Origin of the sequence: Exiguobacterium sp. s28 (assembly GCF_018618135.1) — a bacterium.
GTDB lineage: Bacteria > Bacillota > Bacilli > Exiguobacteriales > Exiguobacteriaceae > Exiguobacterium > Exiguobacterium mexicanum_A.
In genome coordinates, this window is the sequence record NZ_JACSLL010000015.1 from 19,709 (window position 1) to 38,129 (window position 18,421).

An 18,421-nucleotide genomic window follows, 5' to 3' on the forward strand; every position below is an offset into this window, starting at 1 on the left:
AAGAGACGACTTCCACAATGGAAAGTCGTCTTTTTGATGTGCTTGTGTTACGAGAGCGGTGGGAAATGGGGGAGCACATATTCCCCAAGCTCCTCGATGACCTCGTCGGCCGGACGTTGCCCGTCGAACAAGGCGAAGAACAGATGATTGACGCCGATGGCCCGATACGCCTCGAGCAGTTTGATCAATTGATTGCGACCGACACGGAAGCCGAGCCGGATCGGAGTCGGAAGCTCGTCCGCGTCATGCGCCAAATCGAGATGCATCGGCATCGAGAACGGGCGGAACCCTTTTCCATGCGTCTGACCTGACTCGCGCCAATCGTTGAGCACTTGCTGTTGGGCGAATGGGGCCTGCGGATAATACATCCACCCGTCCCCGTGTTGCCCGAGCCAGTCCATGTCCTGCTGCGCGAACCCGGTGATCATCGTTGGGATGCGTTTTTTCGGACGGGGAACGAGCGTCGCCTCATGGACCTCGCCGTACGACGAATCGATGGTCGGATAGTTGTGGTAGAGCGCCTGTTCCATGACACGGAGCGATTCTTTGAACTGCTCGCCCCGTGTCGCATGGTCGACCCCGAGTCCTTTGAAGTCGGCCCGACGGTCGCCGGACGAGATGCCGAGAATCAAACGTTCCGGGAACAACGCTTCAATCGTCGCGACTTCTTTCGCCGAACGGAGCGGGTGCCGGAGCGGCAAGACGAGGGCGGACGTGCCGAGGGCGATGCGCTTCGTCTGACCGAGCAAGTGTGTCCCATAGATGAGCATGTCGTAAATCTGTCCGACGGCCGGGTCTAGGAAGTTCGGGTCTTTCAGCAAGACGTCTCGGAGCCAGAGCGCCGTGAAGCCATAGTCGTCCGCTCGTTGGGCGAGCTCGACTTGACGTTCGAGCGTTGGGGTGCGCATCTTGAAATTTTCTAACGGGATGTGGAGGCCGAGCGTGAGCTCGCCCTCCCGATACATCCGATTGTAGCTGACATGATTGTTGAACATGGTGTCCTCCTTAGCTCGCTTCCAAACGACGTGAGACGGCGGTCAAGATGACAGCGATGATGACCATGATGCCACCGACCCAAGGCGTATGCACGAGACCGATCGAGTCCGCGACAATCCCACCGATGGTCGCACCGAGCGCGATACCGATATTGAAGGCGGCGATGTTGAGCGCCGACGCGACATCGACCGCGGCCGGTACATACTTCTCTGCCAACTGCACGATATATAGTTGAAGGCCAGGTACGTTCATGAAGGCGAGCAGTCCCATCAAGACGATGGCGATGAGTCCCGCGACTTTGAACGGAATCATGAACGACATGACGATCATGACAGCGGCGTGGACGATGAACATATAGAACAACGCCTTGGCCGGGTCTTCATTGGCGAATTTTCCGCCTGCCCAGTTGCCGATGGCGACGGCGATCCCGTAGACGAGTAGGACGATACTAATCAAGCTCGGACTGATGTTCGTCACGTCCTGCATGATTGGTGTCAAGTACGTGAAGGCGACGAACGTTCCGCCGTAACCGAGTGCTGTGATCAAGAAGCCGAGCATGATTCGGCCGTTCGTGAGCAATTTCTTCATATCGGAGAACTTCGCGGGCGGCGACTGTTTCAAATCTTTCGGGATCAAGAAGAAGCTGGCGATAATCGATACGATCCCGAGCGCGGCGACGGCGAAGAACGTGGCGCGCCATCCGAACGCTTGACCGATGAACGTGCCGAGCGGGACGCCGGTCACGGTCGCGACCGTCAAGCCGGTGAACATGAGTGCGATCGCACTCGCTTTTTTATGCGGTGGCACGAGCTGTACGGCGATCGTCGCTCCGATGGAGAAGAAAACACCGTGTGCGAACGCGGTGATGAAGCGGGCGGCAATTAACAGTTCGAAACTGGTCGACAGGGCAGAGACCAAATTTCCGCCGATAAAGACGACCATGAGTGCCATGAGTAACGTCTTGCGATTCATCCGGTTCGTGAGTGCCGTCAAGATCGGCGCACCGACGGCGACGCCGATGGCATAACCGGAGATGATAAGACCGGCGAGCGTGATGCCGATATTCAAGTCGCTGGCGATGGATGCGAGCAGGCCGACCGGGACGAACTCGGTCGTCCCGATGCCGAAGGCGCTAATGGCGAGGGCGAGCAGTGCCAGCCCTCCGTTTTTCGGTGCCTGTTCGTCGACAGGCTGGGTGTACGGTTGATTCATGAGTAGTTCCTCCTAAAGAATGTTTGTTGAGATGAGGGCCCTTCATCTCGAGGCAGCTCGAGCATCTCAATCTTCTCTATTGTCCAGTACGGTCGAAAAAGATCCTTACTGTCTCAAGAAGCGGTTACTGGTGAGATGAACTTGTATAACTGAGCTACAGTTGCTATCATAAGTCCATCGAATTTAATTGGGAAGTACGCACTTTCAAGTACGATAGGCACCGAAAAGTACCTATCCCGGTCTATAAGGAGGAACCATCATGCCATACAACATCCCGGTCGAGGCGACGCTCGACGTCATCGGCGGCAAGTGGAAAGTCGTCATCATGTGTCATTTGATTAAAGGGGAACGGCGGACGAGCGAATTGAAAAAGCTCATGCCGAACATCACGCAAAAAATGCTCACGCAACAGTTGCGCGAGCTCGAGGCGGACGGTGTCATCATTCGCACGGTGTATGAACAAGTCCCACCGAAAGTCGTCTATTCCCTGTCCGACTACGGCTGGTCGCTCCAACCGATTTTGGATGCGATGTGTGCCTGGGGAGAAGGGCATATTGAACAGACCGGGGAAGACGTCATTTCCTAAATCAGAAAAGACAGCGGCTCTTCAATGAGAGAACCGCTGTCTTTTTATCGTTATGAGGCGGATACGTCTTTTGAGACAGCTTGTTTGCGACTCCATAACGTCTCCATCTCTTCGAGCGTTTTGCCTTTCGTCTCCGGTACGAGCTTCCAGACGAACAAGGCGGACAATACGCTCATCACCCCGTAAAATCCGTATGTCATCGTACCACTAAATTCCATCATCATCGGATAGGTCGATGAAATGAAGTAGTTGGCGGTCCATTGAGCGGCGACGGCGATTGCGACCGCTTGCCCTCGAATTTTATTTGGGAAGATTTCCGAAATGAGTACCCAACAAATCGGTCCCCATGACATCATGAATGAGGCTGTGTAGATGATGATGAAGATGAGTGTACCGATTCCGATTGCATTCGTGTAGGCCATCGAAGCGACACCGAACATCCCGATTGCCATGCCGACCGAACCGATGATGAGCAGTGGTTTTCGACCGACTTTATCGACAAACAAGATGGCGACGATGGTGAAGACGACGTTGACGAGCCCCATGACGACGGTCTGCATCATGGAAGCATCTTTAGCGGCACCCATACTTTCAAAGATTCGTGGGGCATAGTACAATGCGACGTTGATGCCGACAAATTGTTGGAACACCGATAAGAGAATCCCGATGGTGATGACCAGTTTTCCGTAAGTGAACAGCTTGGCTGAAGAATGACTGACAGACGATTTGATGTCTTGCATGATCGCTTCGGCACGTTCTTTGCCATTGATTCGACTGAGGATGTGGAGAGCCTTTTCTTCCTCGCCTTGGAGCGCCAAATACCGTGGTGTTTCCGGAACAATCAATAAGAGCGAACCGAAAAGGAGGGCCGGGATGGCTTCAGAGGCAAACATATACCGCCAACCGATGTCATCGATCCAGGCGACCGTTTGCCCACTTGTGATCGACCAGTTGACGAAGTAGACGACGAGCATCCCGAGGATGATGGCAAATTGGTTTAGCGACACGAGCCGTCCTCGAATCGCAGCTGGCGCGACCTCACTGATATACATCGGCGTGATGGCCGAGGCAAGTCCGACGCCGATTCCGCCGATGATGCGATACAAGTTGAACGTAAGTAGAAGGGCAATCGTCGGTTCGCCTCTCGTAAAGAAGAGGACTTCGGGATAAGCCGATCCCAGTGCGGACAAGAAGAAAAGAGTGGCCGCGAAAATCAATGATTTTTTACGACCAAATCGGCTTGCGAATATACCGGAGATGATCCCCCCGATGATACAACCGATCAATGCCGAGGAAGTGGTCGCCCCGTGTACGAGCGAACTTAAATTCAGCCCGTCAATAAAATACTTCTCCAATGATTTCTCTGCGCCTGAGATGACAGCAGTATCATAACCGAACAACAAGCCACCTAATGTCGCGACGAGTGTGATGGTCATGAGGTATAGCGTGTTCTGATTTTGTTTCATCACGTTTTGCCCTCCTTGGAATTGGTAACGCTTACAATATCGGGTTAAAAAATAAGTTAGTTTGTTTGACGGATAAACTAACTATCCTTATCATACAAAATGAGGCTCGAATTCTCAACTATATTTTTGCAGTTTTTGTATAATGAAATTTGAGAGTAAACGGAATGGAACGAAAGTTAAACGATGGATGAGACATCACTTCGTATAAAGGGGAGACAAAGTCATTGGCAAAATTAGATGTGACCGCTGATCAACAGCTTGTAAAGAAAATGAATAAGACCGTATTGTTGAATGAAATCATTCGTAGTTACCCAATTTCACGCGCAAAACTGTCAGAAGTGACGGGGTTGAACAAATCGACGGTATCTGCGCAAATTGGCGCTCTATTGAACGAAGAACTCATCTTTGAAATCGGACAAGGCGATTCGAGCGGGGGGCGTCGCCCGGTCATGCTCGTGTTCAACCAGCAGGCAGGATTCACGATCGGAGTCGATTTAGGCGTGAAAGCGATCAATGCGGTATTGACCGATTTAAAAGGCAACGTTGTGGAGTCGTTGACGACCGAGTGGGCCGAGGCGGACCAGGAGGCAGAACCGAAAGTAAGAGCTGCCATCGATGTGTTGCTTGGTAAGATGCCGTCCTCTCCATACGGGCTCATTGGAATCGGCGTCTCGGTGCCTGGGCTCATCAATCGCGAGCAACAAGTCATTTTTGTCCCGAACCTCCGTCCTGACGTGACGAGTTTGAAGCAAGATTTAGAGAATCGTTATGATGTACCCGTCAATTTAGAGAACGAGGCCAATGCGGGGGCTTACGGAGAACGACGGTTCGGGGCCGGGAAAGACCATGAAGAGATGGTCTTCGTTAGTCTCGGGACCGGTGTCGGTACGGGCATCATCTTGCATGGGGAACTGTATCGAGGCGAGGACGGGTTCGCTGGCGAGTTCGGGCATATGTCGATTGAATACAATGGACCAAAATGTACGTGTGGCAACCGAGGGTGTTGGGAGTTGTATGCCTCGGAAAAAGTACTATGGGACAAGTATTTGCCGGGGCACACGGTCGAGACGCTCCAACGAAGTTTACAGGCCAATGAGGCATCGGTGTTGAATGAACTACAAAAATGGTGCTTTTACGTCGGGGTCGGGTTGAATACGGTACTAAACGTCTATAATCCGAAAGCGATCATCATTCAAAGTCGGGTCATCGAGTCGCATCCGATGGTCCTCAACATGATTCGCACGGCGATCTCATCGCGTGTGTATGCGCAAGCCGATCATTCGTTCGAGCTCATCCCGTCGAAATTGAGCGACCACGCTTCAGCGATTGGGATGGCCTCGCTTGCCATCGAGCAGTTTTTACAGCGTCGAATGATGCAATGACGAATAGCCCGTCACCTGGAGGTGACGGGCTATTGTTATGGGGCAAACGTCCACGTCGTCTCGGCGACGTACGTCTCGCCGGGACGTAATACACTACGAGGGTCTAGCAGGTTCGGTGCTTGTTGGGTCTCTACACAAAGGCCGGTCCGTCTCAGCCCGTTCGGAAGCATATTGCCCGAATAGAAGACGACACACGGCTCGGTCGTATGGACGGAAAGCCTGCGGCCAGAAGCATGACGAAGATTGATTTGAGGACGTTCCGTTTGGGACAGGCAAAACGGGTGGTCGAAGCCTCCGGCGAGGTCAAGTTGCGCATCTGTATCATTTAGGCCATCTTCGATTCGTTTCGCCGCTCTAAAATCGAATGCCCGGGAGGTCATGACGGACTTCACGCGGCGCGGAATAAGGGTCTCGTCTAGTTCATAGAACGAGTCGCTCATAAGCTGAAGCGTATGGTCAGAAATCGGCATGGACGTCCCTGATAAATTGAAGTATGTGTGATTCGTCATGTTCATGACGGTCGGCGCGTCGGTCTTCGCCTCATAGCGAATCGCCACGGCGTGGGGATTAATCGTGTATTCGACCGAGACGTCAATATTCCCAGGGTATCCGTGATGACCATGCGGAAACGACCGTTCAAATCGAATGGTCACGCCATCATCCGTCTGTTCGATGGATGGGGTCCAGACGACCTTATGGAAGTGATCACCGTGAAGGTGGTTGGGACCGTCGTTCAAAGGCAGGTGAACGGTCTGACCGTCGAGTGTGAACTGACCATTCTCTATCCTTCCGGCCACCCGTCCGACCACGCAACCCAGATAATAATCGTGACAGACATATTCCTCAAGCGAATCAAGCGCCAATACGACGTTCTCCATGTTCCCCAGTTGATCGGGGACGGCAATTTCCGTGATGGTACACCCATAATCGATACAAGAAAAGCTGAACGAGTCTGTCGATACGCGGTGACGCGAGACGGGGATACCGTCCACGGTCCCGTAATGGTCGGATGTATAGTTCATCGTCGTCTCACTTTCTCCGAAATGCGGACAGGCCATGAGAGAGCTGTTTTGTGGCCGGATAGACTTGTTGGTAGAGTGCGAATAAAGCGTGGTAGCGTGAGACGTTTTCTGGAATCGGTTCGTATCGCTTCGCCTCCTGAATGAACGCCTCACTGCAGGCCTCGAGACTGTCAAACCACCCACAGCCGTACGCAGCCAACATGGCGGCACCGAGCGCACAGCCTTGCTCGTTGGAAAGCTTGATGATGGTGGCGTCGAAGATGTCTGCCTGCATTTGCAGCCACGCCTCGTTTTTGGCGCCCCCTCCAATCGAAACGATCGACGTGATCACTTTCCCTTCCGCACGGAACAGCTCGAGCGACTCTTTTAGGGAGAACGTGATTCCTTCTAGCACGGCCCGTGAAAAATCGGCCAAGCGATGGGTGGAGTCCATTCCGATAAAGCTTCCTCGCACCATGGCATCCGCATAAGGGGTCCGTTCACCGACGAGATAAGGAGTGAACAACAACCCGTTCGCCCCGATCGGTACGTCTCTCACTTCGGCGAGCAACGTCTCGAATGATTGGTCCGGTGCGAACGTATCCTTGAACCACGATAAGCTATGTCCTGCTGCCAAGGTGACACCCATCGTATAATAGGCACCTGGCTTAGCATGATTGAAATAATGGACTTTCCCTTTAAAATCGAGCCGGGCGGTTGGTTCATAGGCCAAGACGACACCCGACGTGCCGATGCTGCACATCGTTTGTTGATCGTTCAAAATACCGGCCCCGATGGCACCACAGGCATTGTCCGCACCTCCGGCGAACACGCTAACGCTCGAAGAAAGGCCGGTGCGCGTCGCGTAGTAAGAGCTGAGCGTCCCAATTTGATCAGACGACTCGACGAGTGGGGGACAGAGGGATTTCGGCACACCGACCCGTTCACAGATTTCATCGCTCCATTCCTTTTTAGCGATATCGAGGAGAAGCGTTCCGGCCGCATCGGAATAATCCATGTGCAGTTGACCTGTCAACGCATAGCGGACATAGTCTTTCGGGAGCAGGAAGACGGCAGCTTGACGGAACAAGTCAGGTTCATGCCGTTTCACCCATAGTAATTTCGGGAGCGTGAAGCCCTCGAGCGCAGGGTTTTTAGTGAGGTCGAGGAGTAGCGGTCCGAGTCGATCTTTGATCTCCTCACATTCAGCCGTCGTCCGCGTATCGTTCCAAAGAATGGCATTGCGAAGCAACTGATGTTGCGCATCGAGTAAGACGAGCCCATGCATTTGTCCCGAGAAGCTGATGCCTTCGATGTCTTCAGGACGTCCTTCGAACTGTTGAACGAGCTCGGTCAAGGCGTTGACCGTCTGTTCGACCCAGGCTGACGGATCTTGTTCGCTGTAGCCTTCTCGTTCTTGGATGAGGGGGTAGGCGCGACTCGCTTCCCCGCAAAGTTGCCCGTTTTTGTCGACGAGGATGGCTTTGACCGCACTCGTCCCTAAATCGATTCCGATGACGTATTTCATTAGGTTCATCCTTTCCGGTTTGATTTAAAAGCCCAGACCCCATCATGGAGTCTGGGCTTCGCGATTAAGGGCGTTGTACATCCAACAAGTATTGGTTGAGGATGTGACGGAGCTGTTCTTGACGTCCCGATTTATTTTGGATGTCAGTAAGCGTGAACGCATGGGCCTCAAGTTTGTGGAAGTCGGTTTGACCGGAGACGATGTCTTTTCCGATTCCCTCATTGTAGCTTGCGTAGCGATCTTGGATGACGTTTTCGAACACACGGTCATCAATCAAGCGTTGAGCGACCTTCGCACCGACGGCGAAGCTGTCCATGCCTGCGATGTGGGCATAGAACAAGTCCTCAGGTTCGAATGAACCGCGGCGGACTTTCGCATCGAAGTTGAGCCCACCGCTTCCGAGCCCACCATTCAACAAGATCTCGTACATGGCGAGCGTCGTTGAATAGAGGTCGGTCGGGAATTCATCCGTATCCCAGCCGAGGAGCGGGTCACCTTGGTTCGCGTCGACGGACCCGAGCATCCCATTCACGCGGGCGACGCGGAGCTCATGTTCGAACGTGTGTCCGGCGAGCGTCGCATGGTTGGCTTCGATGTTGAATTTGAAGCGGTCCGCCAAGTCATATTTTTGCAAGAAGGCGAGACCCGTCGCCACGTCAAAGTCGTATTGGTGTTTCGTCGGCTCTTTTGGTTTCGGTTCGATCAAGAACTGGGCATCAAAGCCGATCTCTTTGGCATAGCTATCGGCCATGTGGAAGAAGCGGGCCAAGTTATCAAGCTCAAGTCCCATGTCGGTGTTGAGCAACGTTTCATACCCTTCACGACCTCCCCAGAACACATAGTTCTCGGCCCCGAGCTCTTTCCCGACCTCTAATCCTTTTTTCACTTTCGCTGCTGCGTAGGCGTACACATCTGCATTCGGTGCCGTGGCGGCTCCGTGAATCCAGCGCGGATGCGAGAACATGTTCGCTGTGTTCCAAAGTAATTTCGTCTTACTCGTTTTCATATATTCTTTCATCATCGAGACGATGACATCGATATTTCGGTTTGTCTCAGCGAGCGTGCTTCCTTCGGGGGCGATATCGAAATCATGGAAGCAGAAGTAAGGCACGTTCAACTTGTCAAAGAACTCGAACGCCGCTTCGACACGGGCTTTGGCGAGGTCCATTCCTGAAAGGCGGTCGTACGGTCGGATCATCGTGGCTTTGCCGAACGGATCGGTTCCATCGGCTGTGAACGTATGCCAATATGAGACGGCGAAACGGAGCAGCTCTTCCATCGACTTCCCACCAATTTGTTCCTCTGGGTTGTAGTGTTTGAAGGCGAATGGGTTTGTAGAAGAAGTACCTTCAAATTTGATTTGTCCGACACCTTGATAGTATTCCTTTTTCGTTTGAGTTTGTGACATGCGATTCATCCTCCTCATTTCTGTAATCGTTTTCAGGAATAGAATACATCAAACTTTTTAGTTTGTCTATCGAACAAACTAAGTTTTTTGAATTATCTTTTTGAACTTTTTCACCGTGAGTTGGCTCACAGGTTAATCGGGCGTCAACTCGGGTACAAAGACAGAGACAAGGAGGGAACAATATGGATGTGTTGACATATCGATTTGAAGATGACGGCTCGATTCCGAACAATCCGGATTTCCCGGTGTTGTTGTATCGCGGCGTGTTCGATGAGACGGACGGGATGCAGGCGACGTTCGAACATAACGGTTGGGGCAACAGTTGGGTCAACGGGGTGTTCGATTATCACCATTACCATAGCAACACGCATGAAGTGCTCGGCGTGAAGTCGGGCCGGGCGACCGTCCAACTTGGCGGTGCGACCGGGGACCTCGTCTCGCTACAAGCAGGGGACGTCTTGATTTTGCCGGCCGGGACGGGACATCGCCGTCTTGAGGCGAGTGAAGACTTCGCCATCGTCGGTGCCTATCCGGAAGGACGCGATTATGACACGTTGACAGGGAAACCGGAAGAACGGCCGGACAGTGTGCAACGGATCGAACGAGTCGACAAACCGGCGACCGATCCCGTCTTTGGGACGACCGGGCCGTTACATGAACAATGGACGAAGGAGGAGATGGCATGAACCGCATTCCACATACATTAATTTTGGCGGCATTGAAACAACACGTGGCTGAATTGCCAGACGGGCGTGAAATGAGGGCCCTCGGGCAGGGCACATGGCGCATGGGAGAAGACGAATCGAAACGGGAAGCCGAGATCGAGGCACTCCGGACGGGACTCGACTGCGGGTTGCACGTCATCGATACGGCGGAGATGTACGGGGAAGGGAAATCGGAGTCGCTCGTCGGTGAAGCGATCCAAGACCGGCGAGAAGACGTGTTCCTCGTCTCGAAAGTGTATCCGCATAACGCCGGGGGCGACAAACTCGTTCAAGCGTGTGACGCGACGCTCGAACGGCTCGGTACGGACTACCTCGACCTATATCTCCTGCATTGGCGCGGGAACGTCCCGCTCGAGGAGACGGTCGACGGGCTCGAACAGTTGAAGGCGGACGGCAAGATCCGAGCGTGGGGCGTCTCGAACTTTGATGTCGATGACATGAAAGAACTGCTCGCCTTGCCGAAGGGGAAACATTGCGCGGTCAACCAAGTGCTCTATCACCTAGGCAGCCGTGGCGTCGAATACGACTTGTTGCCATTTTTACAGGAGCAAGGAATCCCGATGATGGCTTACGCCCCGCTCGCGGAAGGCAGCGACGTGAAAGAGAAAGTCTTCAACGACGAGACGGTGAACCGGATCGCCGAAGCGTACAGTGCGACGCCGGCCCAAATCTTGCTTGCGTGGACGGTGCGGAGCGGAAACGTCATCGCCATCCCGAAAGCGGGTCAGAAAGCGCACGTCGAAGAGAACGGAGCGGCGTTGCTCCTCAACTTGACCGAGGACGACTTTAACGCGCTCGACGAGGCGTTCCCGCCACCGAGCCAAAAAGAACCATTAGATGTGATTTGAAGACACAGGTGGGCTCACGGGCTCACCTGTTGTTGCGTCTTGACCTCGGAGAAGATGAAATGTGTGACGGTCTGGGCATAAGGGATGGCCGCATCGATGAACTGCTCGGCCTCGGCGAACGTCGCGAATTGCATCTTCAGCATATAGCAGGCGCTCCCGGAGATGCGATAACAGAACGACACGTTCGACTGCTGACCCAAAAACTGAGTGAACGCCTCATAGTTCCCGTTCTTCACGGTCGCCTCGATGAGACATTGAATCGGTCGACCAAGCAATTCATGATCGATATCAATCGTGTAGCCTTTGATGACGCCAAATGACTCGAGCCGGCGGACGCGTTCGCCGACGGACGGAGCCGATAAATTGATGCGGCGCCCGAGTTCGCTCATCGAGAGGCGGCTGTCGTTTGTTAGTTCATGTAAGAGGAGACGGTCGATATCGTCGATTTTTAGCATGAAATGAATTCTCCTTTTTTTCGTATTATATGGCATGTATTGTAGCTGGATTCCGTTATGAATGAAATGGGAAACACTGTAATCACCTTCTATACTTATATACAGGAGGTGTTGAAATGAGTCGAATCCAACCAGCTGTCATCGGAAAGACGCCGTTTGAACGATTGATTGGGCATGACGAGGGCGTGATGCGACAGTGGTCCACGCTAGGAGACACGTTAACGGGCGAGGGGAGACTGTCCGCCGAGTTGAAAGAACAGGTACGACGGACGCTCGCCCAACAAAACGGCTGTGACTACTGCCAGGCGAAAGGAAAGCCTGAACCGCATATGTTCGACGAACGGACGGCACTCGCCGTTGGGTTCGCCGATGTATTTTCACAACTGAAAGGCGACATGCCGGCCTCATCAATTCGTGTGCTCCAAGACGTCTTCACTGATGCCGAGATCAGTGAACTTTGCGCTTTTATCGCCTTCATGACGGCCTCGCAATACGTCGGCGCCATGCTCGGGCTGGAACGCGAAAACCCACTCACGCTGACGTGAGTGGGTTCGTTTTAGTTCGCTAATGGGTGTTTCAATAGATAGTCTTCAATCTGTCCGACCGTCTGTTTCAACACGCCGTCCTCGAACGGCGACTTGAGACCGGCCAATTCGACGAGCTCGAGGAACGAGCGGCTGCCGCCGGCTTGGCAGAGCGTGAGGTAATCGCTCCACGCCGCCTCACGGTCCTCATGCATGCGCACCCAGAACTGGAAGGCGCACACTTGCGCGAGCGTGTAGTCGATATAGTAGAACGGGCTCTGGAAGATGTGTCCTTGTTGGTGCCACCAAGCGCCTGTCTCGAGGTAGTCGTTCGTCTCATAGTCACGGTGCGGCAAGTACACCTTCTCAAGGTCACGCCATGCCTGGCGACGCTCAGCGGCCGTCATGTCAGGGTTGCGGTAGACGACGTGCTGGAACTCGTCGACGAGGACGCCGTACGGGAGGAACGTGATGCTTCCTGCCAAGTGATTGAACTTGTATTTGTCGACTTGGTCGCCGAAGAACAGTTCCATCCATGGCCAGCAGAAGAACTCCATCGACATCGAGTGGATCTCACACGCCTCGTAAGTCGGGAACGCGTATTCCGGCGTCGTCAAATGACGGCTCTCGTACACTTGGAAGGCGTGACCGACCTCGTGCGTGAGCACGTCGATATCGCCGGCCGTCCCGTTGAAGTTCGAAAAGATGAACGGCAGACCTTCCGACGGGAGGTACGTGCAGTAACCGCCGCCGGCCTTGCCCGGTTTCGCCGTCAAGTCGAGGGCGCCGCGCTGTTGCATGAACTGGAAGAACTCGTCCGTCTCTTTTGAGAGTTCACGATACATCGTGTTCCCGCCTTCGATGATGAACGCCTCGTCGCCCTGTGGCGTCGCGTTGCCGTCTGGGAAGACGAACGACTCGTCGTAGTACGTGAGCGAATCGACGCCGATCCGTTTCGCCTGCTTCTCTTTTAACGTCGTCGCGAGCGGGACGATGACGTCGCGCACTTGTTTGCGGAAGTTGTCGACGTTCGACTCGTCATAGCCGACGCGTTGCATCCGGGCGTAACCGAGCTCGACGAACGACGGGAAGCCGAGCGCGTGCGCGATGTCGGTCCGGACGCGGACGAGTTCGCCGTAGATGCGGTCGAGTTCGTCCCCGTTGTCGGCGAGATATGTATAACGGGCCTCGGATGCCGCTTTTCGTACCGAACGGTCAGGGGACTGAAGATACGGGCCGAACTGGGACAAGTTGAGCGTCTTGCCGTCGAATTCGATTTGGGCCGCTGACATGACTTTCTGATAGGCGGTCGCCAATCGGTTCTCTTCCTGCAGTTTCGGGATGAGCGACTCCTCGAACGTTTTGAGTGCACGCTCGGCGAGTTCGAACAATTGGCTGCCCCATTCCTGTTCAAGTTGGCTGCGCAGGTCGTGCTCGGTCAAGACGCGATAATACGCTTGGACCTCTTTCTCGTAAACCGGTAACGCATCGTCAAAAAATGTCTGCTCGGCCTCGTAGAACGCATCACGCGTATCGATCGAGTGGCGGATTGCGACGAGTTGACTTTGCGTCTCGAACGCGTTCCGTTCCTGGTTGATTTGGCGAATCAATTCGTTCGCCTCTTCGAGTGTGCTCGCTTGTTGCAATTCGACTGAATAGTCCGACAATCGGCTGTTCAAAGCGTCCAAGTCGGGCCGTTCATATGACAATTTTGTGAAAGTCGTCATTGTAAGCGCCTCCATCATGTGAAATTTTTATAAAGTGTAAAAAGGGCTTGCAAAAGCGATTGCACACTCGTATTCTTACGATGTGTAAACGAATTCGCACTACCTTATTACAACTATACCGTTTATAGGGTAGGGATTGAAGAGGAAGCTTTTCGGGTATAAAAGCTAAGACTTTGATTAACAGAACATGTTGGAGGGATTAAGCTATGGGATTCTTTAAAAAACTATTTGGTGGTAAAGAAGAACAACTTAACGCGGTTTCACCGCTTACAGGGAAGGTCATTGACATCACGAACGTTCCTGACCAAGTGTTCTCGCAAAAAATGATGGGTGACGGCATCGCCGTCGAACCGACAGACGGCAAAGTCGTCTCGCCGGTCAACGGTACAATCGCGACTGTCTTCCCGACAAAACACGCAATTGGGATCAACGCTGACAACGGTGCAGAGTACTTGATTCACATCGGTCTCGACACGGTCAATCTTAAAGGTGAAGGTTTCGAAACACACGTGACAGAAGGTCAGGCCGTCAAAGCTGGCGACACGCTCGTCACGTTCGACCTCGACTTCATCAAAGCGAACGCGCCGTCGACGATCACACCGGTGATCATCACGAACCACGACAGCTTTGGCGTGAACAAACTCGTTGCTGAAGGCGACACGGTCACAGCCGGTTCTACAGAAGTCGTCGAATTGACGAAAAAATAAGTTGAACATTTTACTCGGAGGCGTATGCTTCCGAGTATTTTTTTATGGATTCGGGAACTATACTAAAAAGAGAGGGGGAGAGAGACATGGATGGAAAAAACGCACCGTACCGGGGTTATGGGGATCGGATTCGAATATTACGTGAGCGGGCCGGCATCTCGGTCGAGGCACTCGCCGACCGCATCGGCGTCGCCCCGTACTTTATTCGCCGGACCGAACTGAGTGAAGTCTACCCGACGATGCCTTACATAGAGGCGCTCGCCGAGGCGCTCAAGATCGACGCGAACTATTTGGCCCGCCATATTTGGACGGGCGAGTCGCTCAAAGTGCTCATGAAAGGGACGGTCCCAGAACTTGAACAAATGAAGCTCGCCTACGATGAGGCGATGCACGGCAAGTCGACCGAGGACATGCAGCGGCAGCTCGAGGCACGCATGCGCATCTTCGACCTCATGCATGAGGAAGAACTCCGTCGCATCTTCGCCGAAGACGAGGAACCGACGACACATCATGCGCTCGAGGCGCTCGTCGATGCTGTGCTCGACCTGGGACGCTCGCACGAACCGACGCATCGGATCGTGCCGTTCGCTCGCTATATCGAGCAGCTCGTACCGGACCAGTTCGTCGACAACTCGTTCCAATATACAGAGTTCGGGGTCGTCGATAAATCGTATAAATTGCAGTAAGGGCCGTGGGGGACCACGGTTTTTCATTATGGATGAAAGGAACAATGTGATGATTGCTGTTCAAGTACTGAAACGACGGTTGGTGAACAACCGGCTCGATGTCCAGTTAGAAGAAGGATACGTGAATCAACTGACATTCTCCTTCAACGGTCCAGCTACTGCGACGGAGTTAGAGCGGTTGCCGAAAGAAACACCGGCAGCGGTCCGTGCATGGTTAACCGAACAGAACGGTGCCAAACTGTTCGAAGACCCGGAATACGGCGGAGCAATCGAATTGTTCTCGATCGACGACATCCTTGAGCACCGACAACTTTGGGACTGTCCGGCGCGTTTTCTACCGATAGGGGCGGGGCGTGACGGAGAATGGATGGTTTGCGAATACATAAGTGAGACGGACAATCGGGTGTGGATTGGAGAATTTTTGAGTTTTGATGAAGAAGACGCTAAATTGAACCGCTTGCCGTTCAACTTTTCGCAATGGTTGGACTATGTGATTGTGGCACAAGGTGCTTCATTTTGGGATTGGTATCGAGCATAAAAAAGAACGGCCGCCCATTTGGGTGGCCGTTCTGTCGTTCAGCGCACAGAACGTGCGTCATATCTTACTTTCGGTCGTGTCCCGGCAAGTAGGAAGCCGAGCACGATGTTGAGAATCGTGAGCACCCAACCGACGTAACCGAACGTGTAGGCGAGGCTCGCGAGCATCGTCTGCCAGTCGAGTAAGGACGCGGCGTCACCTCTGATGGTGAAGCGGATCGCGGTGAATCCGATGAGCGTCGTCGTCGTGATCAAGATGCCGATCCACGCGCCGCCGAACCGCGACGTCTCTGGACGCCGGCTGACCGGATACCAAAAAGCGAGCGTCCCGAGGAACGTGCTTCCGGCGTATGCGAGCAAGATTTGCCACAGCGCATCGGCGTCCAAGAAGACGGTATAACAGATGAACGTCGTGAGCGTCGTCATGAAAGTAAAGATTAAAGCTGCGAGTAATCGTGATCGCATTGTTCGTTTCCTCCTCATTTTGCACATTCTTTAGAGTATACGAAAACGAAAATGCTGTAAACGTTATTGTCGATTCTGTAATATTTGTCGCCATTGTTTAATCGCGTTGTTGCCGTAGAATAGGACTCCGCCGCGATAAAATTTCGAGCCGACCCACAAAATCACACCGATCGTGGCAATCATGATGCCAATCGACAACGCGACTTCCCATACCGGCACATCGACGAGCATGACACGAAGGAACATGAGCATCGGCGTGAAGAACGGTACGTACGACAAAATCGTGACGATCGGTGCTTCCGGGTTGTTCAAGCCGAACATGGCGGCGAGGAACCCGGCGACAAGCAGCATGATGACCGGCATCGTCATCTGTTGCGATTCTTCGACCCGGCTGACGAGTGAGCCGAGTACGGCGAACATGGCCGCATAGAGCAAGTAGCCGAGCGTGAAGAACGTCAACAGGTAGACGACGGCCCGGACGTTGCCGGCGTTATCGATGACCGACTGGGCCATCTCGTTGCTGCGGGCGCTGAAGTACCCGAAGCCGAGGAAAATCGCGATTTGAAGCAACGCGAGCGTCCCGATGGCCGAGATTTTGGCGAGCATGTGTGTCACCGGATGCGTCGTCGAGATAATCAACTCCATGACGCGTGACGACTTCTCGGTCGTGACCTCGGTCGAAATCATTGAGCCGTACGTGATGATTGAGACGTAGAGCAACATGAGCATGACGTAGACGAACGCGAATGACGAGAACAGTTCGTCCGAGTTCTCTCCGCCGCGGCCGAGATACGACTCTTCGACCGTGACAGGTTCATTCAACGCCGCGAGGACGGTCGGATCGATGTTCGACGTCTCGATCAGTTCGGCGTTCCGGATTTCGCGGAGTGCCGTCTGGAGGACCGTCGTGAAGTCCGGTTCTGGCCGTTCCGATAGAACGCGGGCCGAATCGCCCTCGATGAAGGCGACAATCTCATAATCCCCGTTGTCGAGACCAGCACGCGCCTCGGACTCGGAGATCGCGGCCGATTCGATGTCTTCATAACCGAGCGACTGCATGAGCGTCGTCAGTTCGCTGTTTTCAGTGACGAGGATGGCTTGGGCCTGGTCGGTATCCTCGAAGTTCGCGAGCAGACGGTCGATGTTCGTGAAGCCGAGGATGAACAAGATCGTTAAAATCGTCGAGATGAGGAACGCCTTTGAGCGCAGCTTCGAGCGTAACGTGAACGAGTAAAGTGGTCCGAAGTTATGAAACATGTTGACCGACCTCCTTGATGAAGATGTCATTTAATGAGACGGGTTGGCGCATGAACGTCTTGACGGCGGCACCGTTCGAGACGAGGGCGCCGAGCACCGCATCACTGTCTTCAAATGAGTCGAGTCGGACGAAATGGCCGTCTTTATGCGGCTCGATCGCCCGGACGACCGGGAGGGCTTGGAGCACGTCAGGTCGGTCCGTCTCGATAAAGAGCACCGGTTCAGCGTAACGTTCCTTGATCGTCGGAACGTCGCCGCTGACGACCGCGCGGCCGCCTTTCAAGATGCCGATGTGTTGGCATAGCTCCTCGACGTGCTCCATCCGGTGGCTCGAGAAGACGATTGTCGTCCCGGCGTCGCGGAGGGCGAGCACTTCACGTTTCAAGATCTCGACGTTGACCGGGTCGAGCCCGCTGAACGGTTCATCGAGGATGAGCAGCTCCGGGTTGTGGAGCAGGGCGGCCACGAGTTGAATCTTCTGCTGGTTCCCTTTGGACAGTTGTTCGACGCGCATCGTCTCATACTGCGGGATTTCGAGTCGTTCGAGCCATGACTTGACCGCCCGTTTCGCCTCGGCTTGGCGCATTCCTTTCAAGCTTGCTAGAAAGACGAGCTGGTCCCGGACGGGTGACTTCGGATAAAGGCCCCGTTCTTCCGGCAGATAGCCGACGATGCGGTGGTCGACTTTTCGGCCGTCCCAGAGGATCGTCCCGTCACTCGGTTTTAGAATGTCGAGAATCATGCGGAACGTCGTCGTCTTCCCAGCCCCGTTCGCCCCGAGCAGGCCAAACATCTCGCCTTTCGGGACGTGGAAGCTCAAGTCGTCGACAGCGGTGAAGTCACCGAACTGTTTTGACACACGATCGATTTGTAACGTCATATATGTACCTCCTTATAGGTGTCTACTATTA

19 protein-coding genes are annotated in these 18,421 nt (G+C 53.8%); 8 read left to right on the plus strand and 11 right to left on the minus strand.

Annotated features, from left to right (window positions below; translation table 11 throughout):
- Positions 1–47: 47 nt before the first annotated feature.
- Entirely contained in the window at positions 48–995 is a 948-nt protein-coding gene (locus KNP78_RS13465; protein ID WP_214824956.1) for an LLM class oxidoreductase, read from the minus strand.
- 10 nt (positions 996–1,005) lie between these two features.
- The gene (locus tag KNP78_RS13470) at positions 1,006–2,208 is read right to left on the minus strand and encodes an MFS transporter (RefSeq protein WP_214824959.1); all 1,203 of its coding nucleotides are present in this window, start codon (positions 2,206–2,208) and stop codon (positions 1,006–1,008) included.
- A gap of 256 nt (positions 2,209–2,464) precedes the next feature.
- On the opposite strand from KNP78_RS13470, the gene KNP78_RS13475 reads away from it, so the two are divergent.
- Positions 2,465–2,794, plus strand: a complete 330-nt coding sequence (locus KNP78_RS13475; protein WP_200881502.1) for a winged helix-turn-helix transcriptional regulator — start codon at positions 2,465–2,467, stop codon at positions 2,792–2,794.
- 50 nt (positions 2,795–2,844) lie between these two features.
- Here KNP78_RS13475 and xylE read toward each other — a convergent pair whose 3' ends face one another.
- Positions 2,845–4,260, minus strand: coding sequence for a D-xylose transporter XylE (gene xylE, locus KNP78_RS13480; RefSeq protein WP_214754187.1), 1,416 nt, complete (start codon positions 4,258–4,260; stop codon positions 2,845–2,847).
- A gap of 269 nt (positions 4,261–4,529) precedes the next feature.
- On the opposite strand from xylE, the gene KNP78_RS13485 reads away from it, so the two are divergent.
- The gene (locus KNP78_RS13485; protein ID WP_214825060.1) at positions 4,530–5,642 is read left to right on the plus strand and encodes an ROK family transcriptional regulator; all 1,113 of its coding nucleotides are present in this window, start codon (positions 4,530–4,532) and stop codon (positions 5,640–5,642) included.
- A gap of 35 nt (positions 5,643–5,677) precedes the next feature.
- On the opposite strand, the gene KNP78_RS13490 is transcribed toward KNP78_RS13485, so the two are convergent.
- From KNP78_RS13490 to xylA, 3 genes are all read right to left on the minus strand, one after another.
- A complete protein-coding gene (locus KNP78_RS13490; protein ID WP_214824962.1) occupies positions 5,678–6,664 on the minus strand; it encodes an aldose epimerase family protein in 987 nt (328 codons plus the stop codon).
- 7 nt (positions 6,665–6,671) lie between these two features.
- Positions 6,672–8,171: a xylulokinase gene (gene xylB, locus KNP78_RS13495; RefSeq protein WP_214824965.1), complete on the minus strand. Its 1,500-nt coding sequence runs from the start codon at positions 8,169–8,171 to the stop codon at positions 6,672–6,674.
- A gap of 64 nt (positions 8,172–8,235) precedes the next feature.
- Positions 8,236–9,579, minus strand: a complete 1,344-nt coding sequence (xylA, locus tag KNP78_RS13500; RefSeq protein ID WP_034778691.1) for a xylose isomerase — start codon at positions 9,577–9,579, stop codon at positions 8,236–8,238.
- A gap of 182 nt (positions 9,580–9,761) precedes the next feature.
- Here xylA and KNP78_RS13505 point away from each other — a divergent pair, with 182 nt between their 5' ends.
- Together KNP78_RS13505 and KNP78_RS13510 are read left to right on the plus strand one after the other, a co-directional pair.
- Positions 9,762–10,265, plus strand: a complete 504-nt coding sequence (locus KNP78_RS13505; RefSeq protein ID WP_034778690.1) for a cupin domain-containing protein — start codon at positions 9,762–9,764, stop codon at positions 10,263–10,265.
- Positions 10,262–11,152, plus strand: coding sequence for an aldo/keto reductase (locus KNP78_RS13510; RefSeq protein ID WP_305798047.1), 891 nt, complete (start codon positions 10,262–10,264; stop codon positions 11,150–11,152). The genes KNP78_RS13505 and KNP78_RS13510 overlap by 4 nt, the downstream gene beginning before the upstream one ends.
- Before the next feature lie 14 nt (positions 11,153–11,166).
- Here the strand turns inward: KNP78_RS13510 and KNP78_RS13515 are convergent, their stop codons facing one another.
- Positions 11,167–11,607: an Lrp/AsnC family transcriptional regulator gene (locus KNP78_RS13515; RefSeq protein WP_131472905.1), complete on the minus strand. Its 441-nt coding sequence runs from the start codon at positions 11,605–11,607 to the stop codon at positions 11,167–11,169.
- A 116-nt stretch (positions 11,608–11,723) separates the two neighbouring features.
- On the opposite strand from KNP78_RS13515, the gene KNP78_RS13520 reads away from it, so the two are divergent.
- Positions 11,724–12,152, plus strand: coding sequence for a carboxymuconolactone decarboxylase family protein (locus tag KNP78_RS13520; RefSeq protein WP_214824968.1), 429 nt, complete (start codon positions 11,724–11,726; stop codon positions 12,150–12,152).
- A gap of 11 nt (positions 12,153–12,163) precedes the next feature.
- On the opposite strand, the gene KNP78_RS13525 is transcribed toward KNP78_RS13520, so the two are convergent.
- The gene (locus KNP78_RS13525; protein ID WP_214824982.1) at positions 12,164–13,858 is read right to left on the minus strand and encodes a M3 family oligoendopeptidase; all 1,695 of its coding nucleotides are present in this window, start codon (positions 13,856–13,858) and stop codon (positions 12,164–12,166) included.
- Positions 13,859–14,064: 206 nt separating this feature from the next.
- Between KNP78_RS13525 and KNP78_RS13530 the strand changes: the two genes are divergently transcribed.
- The 3 genes from KNP78_RS13530 to KNP78_RS13540 all read left to right on the plus strand — a co-directional run bounded on the left by KNP78_RS13530 (position 14,065) and on the right by KNP78_RS13540 (position 15,789).
- Positions 14,065–14,565: a PTS sugar transporter subunit IIA gene (locus tag KNP78_RS13530; RefSeq protein WP_021066526.1), complete on the plus strand. Its 501-nt coding sequence runs from the start codon at positions 14,065–14,067 to the stop codon at positions 14,563–14,565.
- Between the two features lie 86 nt (positions 14,566–14,651).
- Positions 14,652–15,251: a helix-turn-helix domain-containing protein gene (locus tag KNP78_RS13535; RefSeq protein ID WP_214763415.1), complete on the plus strand. Its 600-nt coding sequence runs from the start codon at positions 14,652–14,654 to the stop codon at positions 15,249–15,251.
- Between the two features lie 49 nt (positions 15,252–15,300).
- Complete coding sequence (locus tag KNP78_RS13540; RefSeq protein ID WP_214824985.1) at positions 15,301–15,789, plus strand: SMI1/KNR4 family protein; 489 nt, start codon at positions 15,301–15,303, stop codon at positions 15,787–15,789.
- Positions 15,790–15,827: 38 nt separating this feature from the next.
- On the opposite strand, the gene KNP78_RS13545 is transcribed toward KNP78_RS13540, so the two are convergent.
- The 3 genes from KNP78_RS13545 to KNP78_RS13555 form a co-directional block, all read right to left on the minus strand.
- A complete protein-coding gene (locus KNP78_RS13545) occupies positions 15,828–16,253 on the minus strand; it encodes a hypothetical protein (protein WP_138859019.1) in 426 nt (141 codons plus the stop codon).
- Positions 16,254–16,316: 63 nt separating this feature from the next.
- The gene (locus tag KNP78_RS13550; protein ID WP_214824988.1) at positions 16,317–17,510 is read right to left on the minus strand and encodes an ABC transporter permease; all 1,194 of its coding nucleotides are present in this window, start codon (positions 17,508–17,510) and stop codon (positions 16,317–16,319) included.
- Positions 17,500–18,390 (minus strand): ABC transporter ATP-binding protein, encoded by an 891-nt coding sequence (locus KNP78_RS13555; RefSeq protein ID WP_214824991.1) that lies wholly within the window; start codon positions 18,388–18,390, stop codon positions 17,500–17,502. The genes KNP78_RS13550 and KNP78_RS13555 overlap by 11 nt, the downstream gene beginning before the upstream one ends.
- Positions 18,391–18,421: the final 31 nt, after the last annotated feature.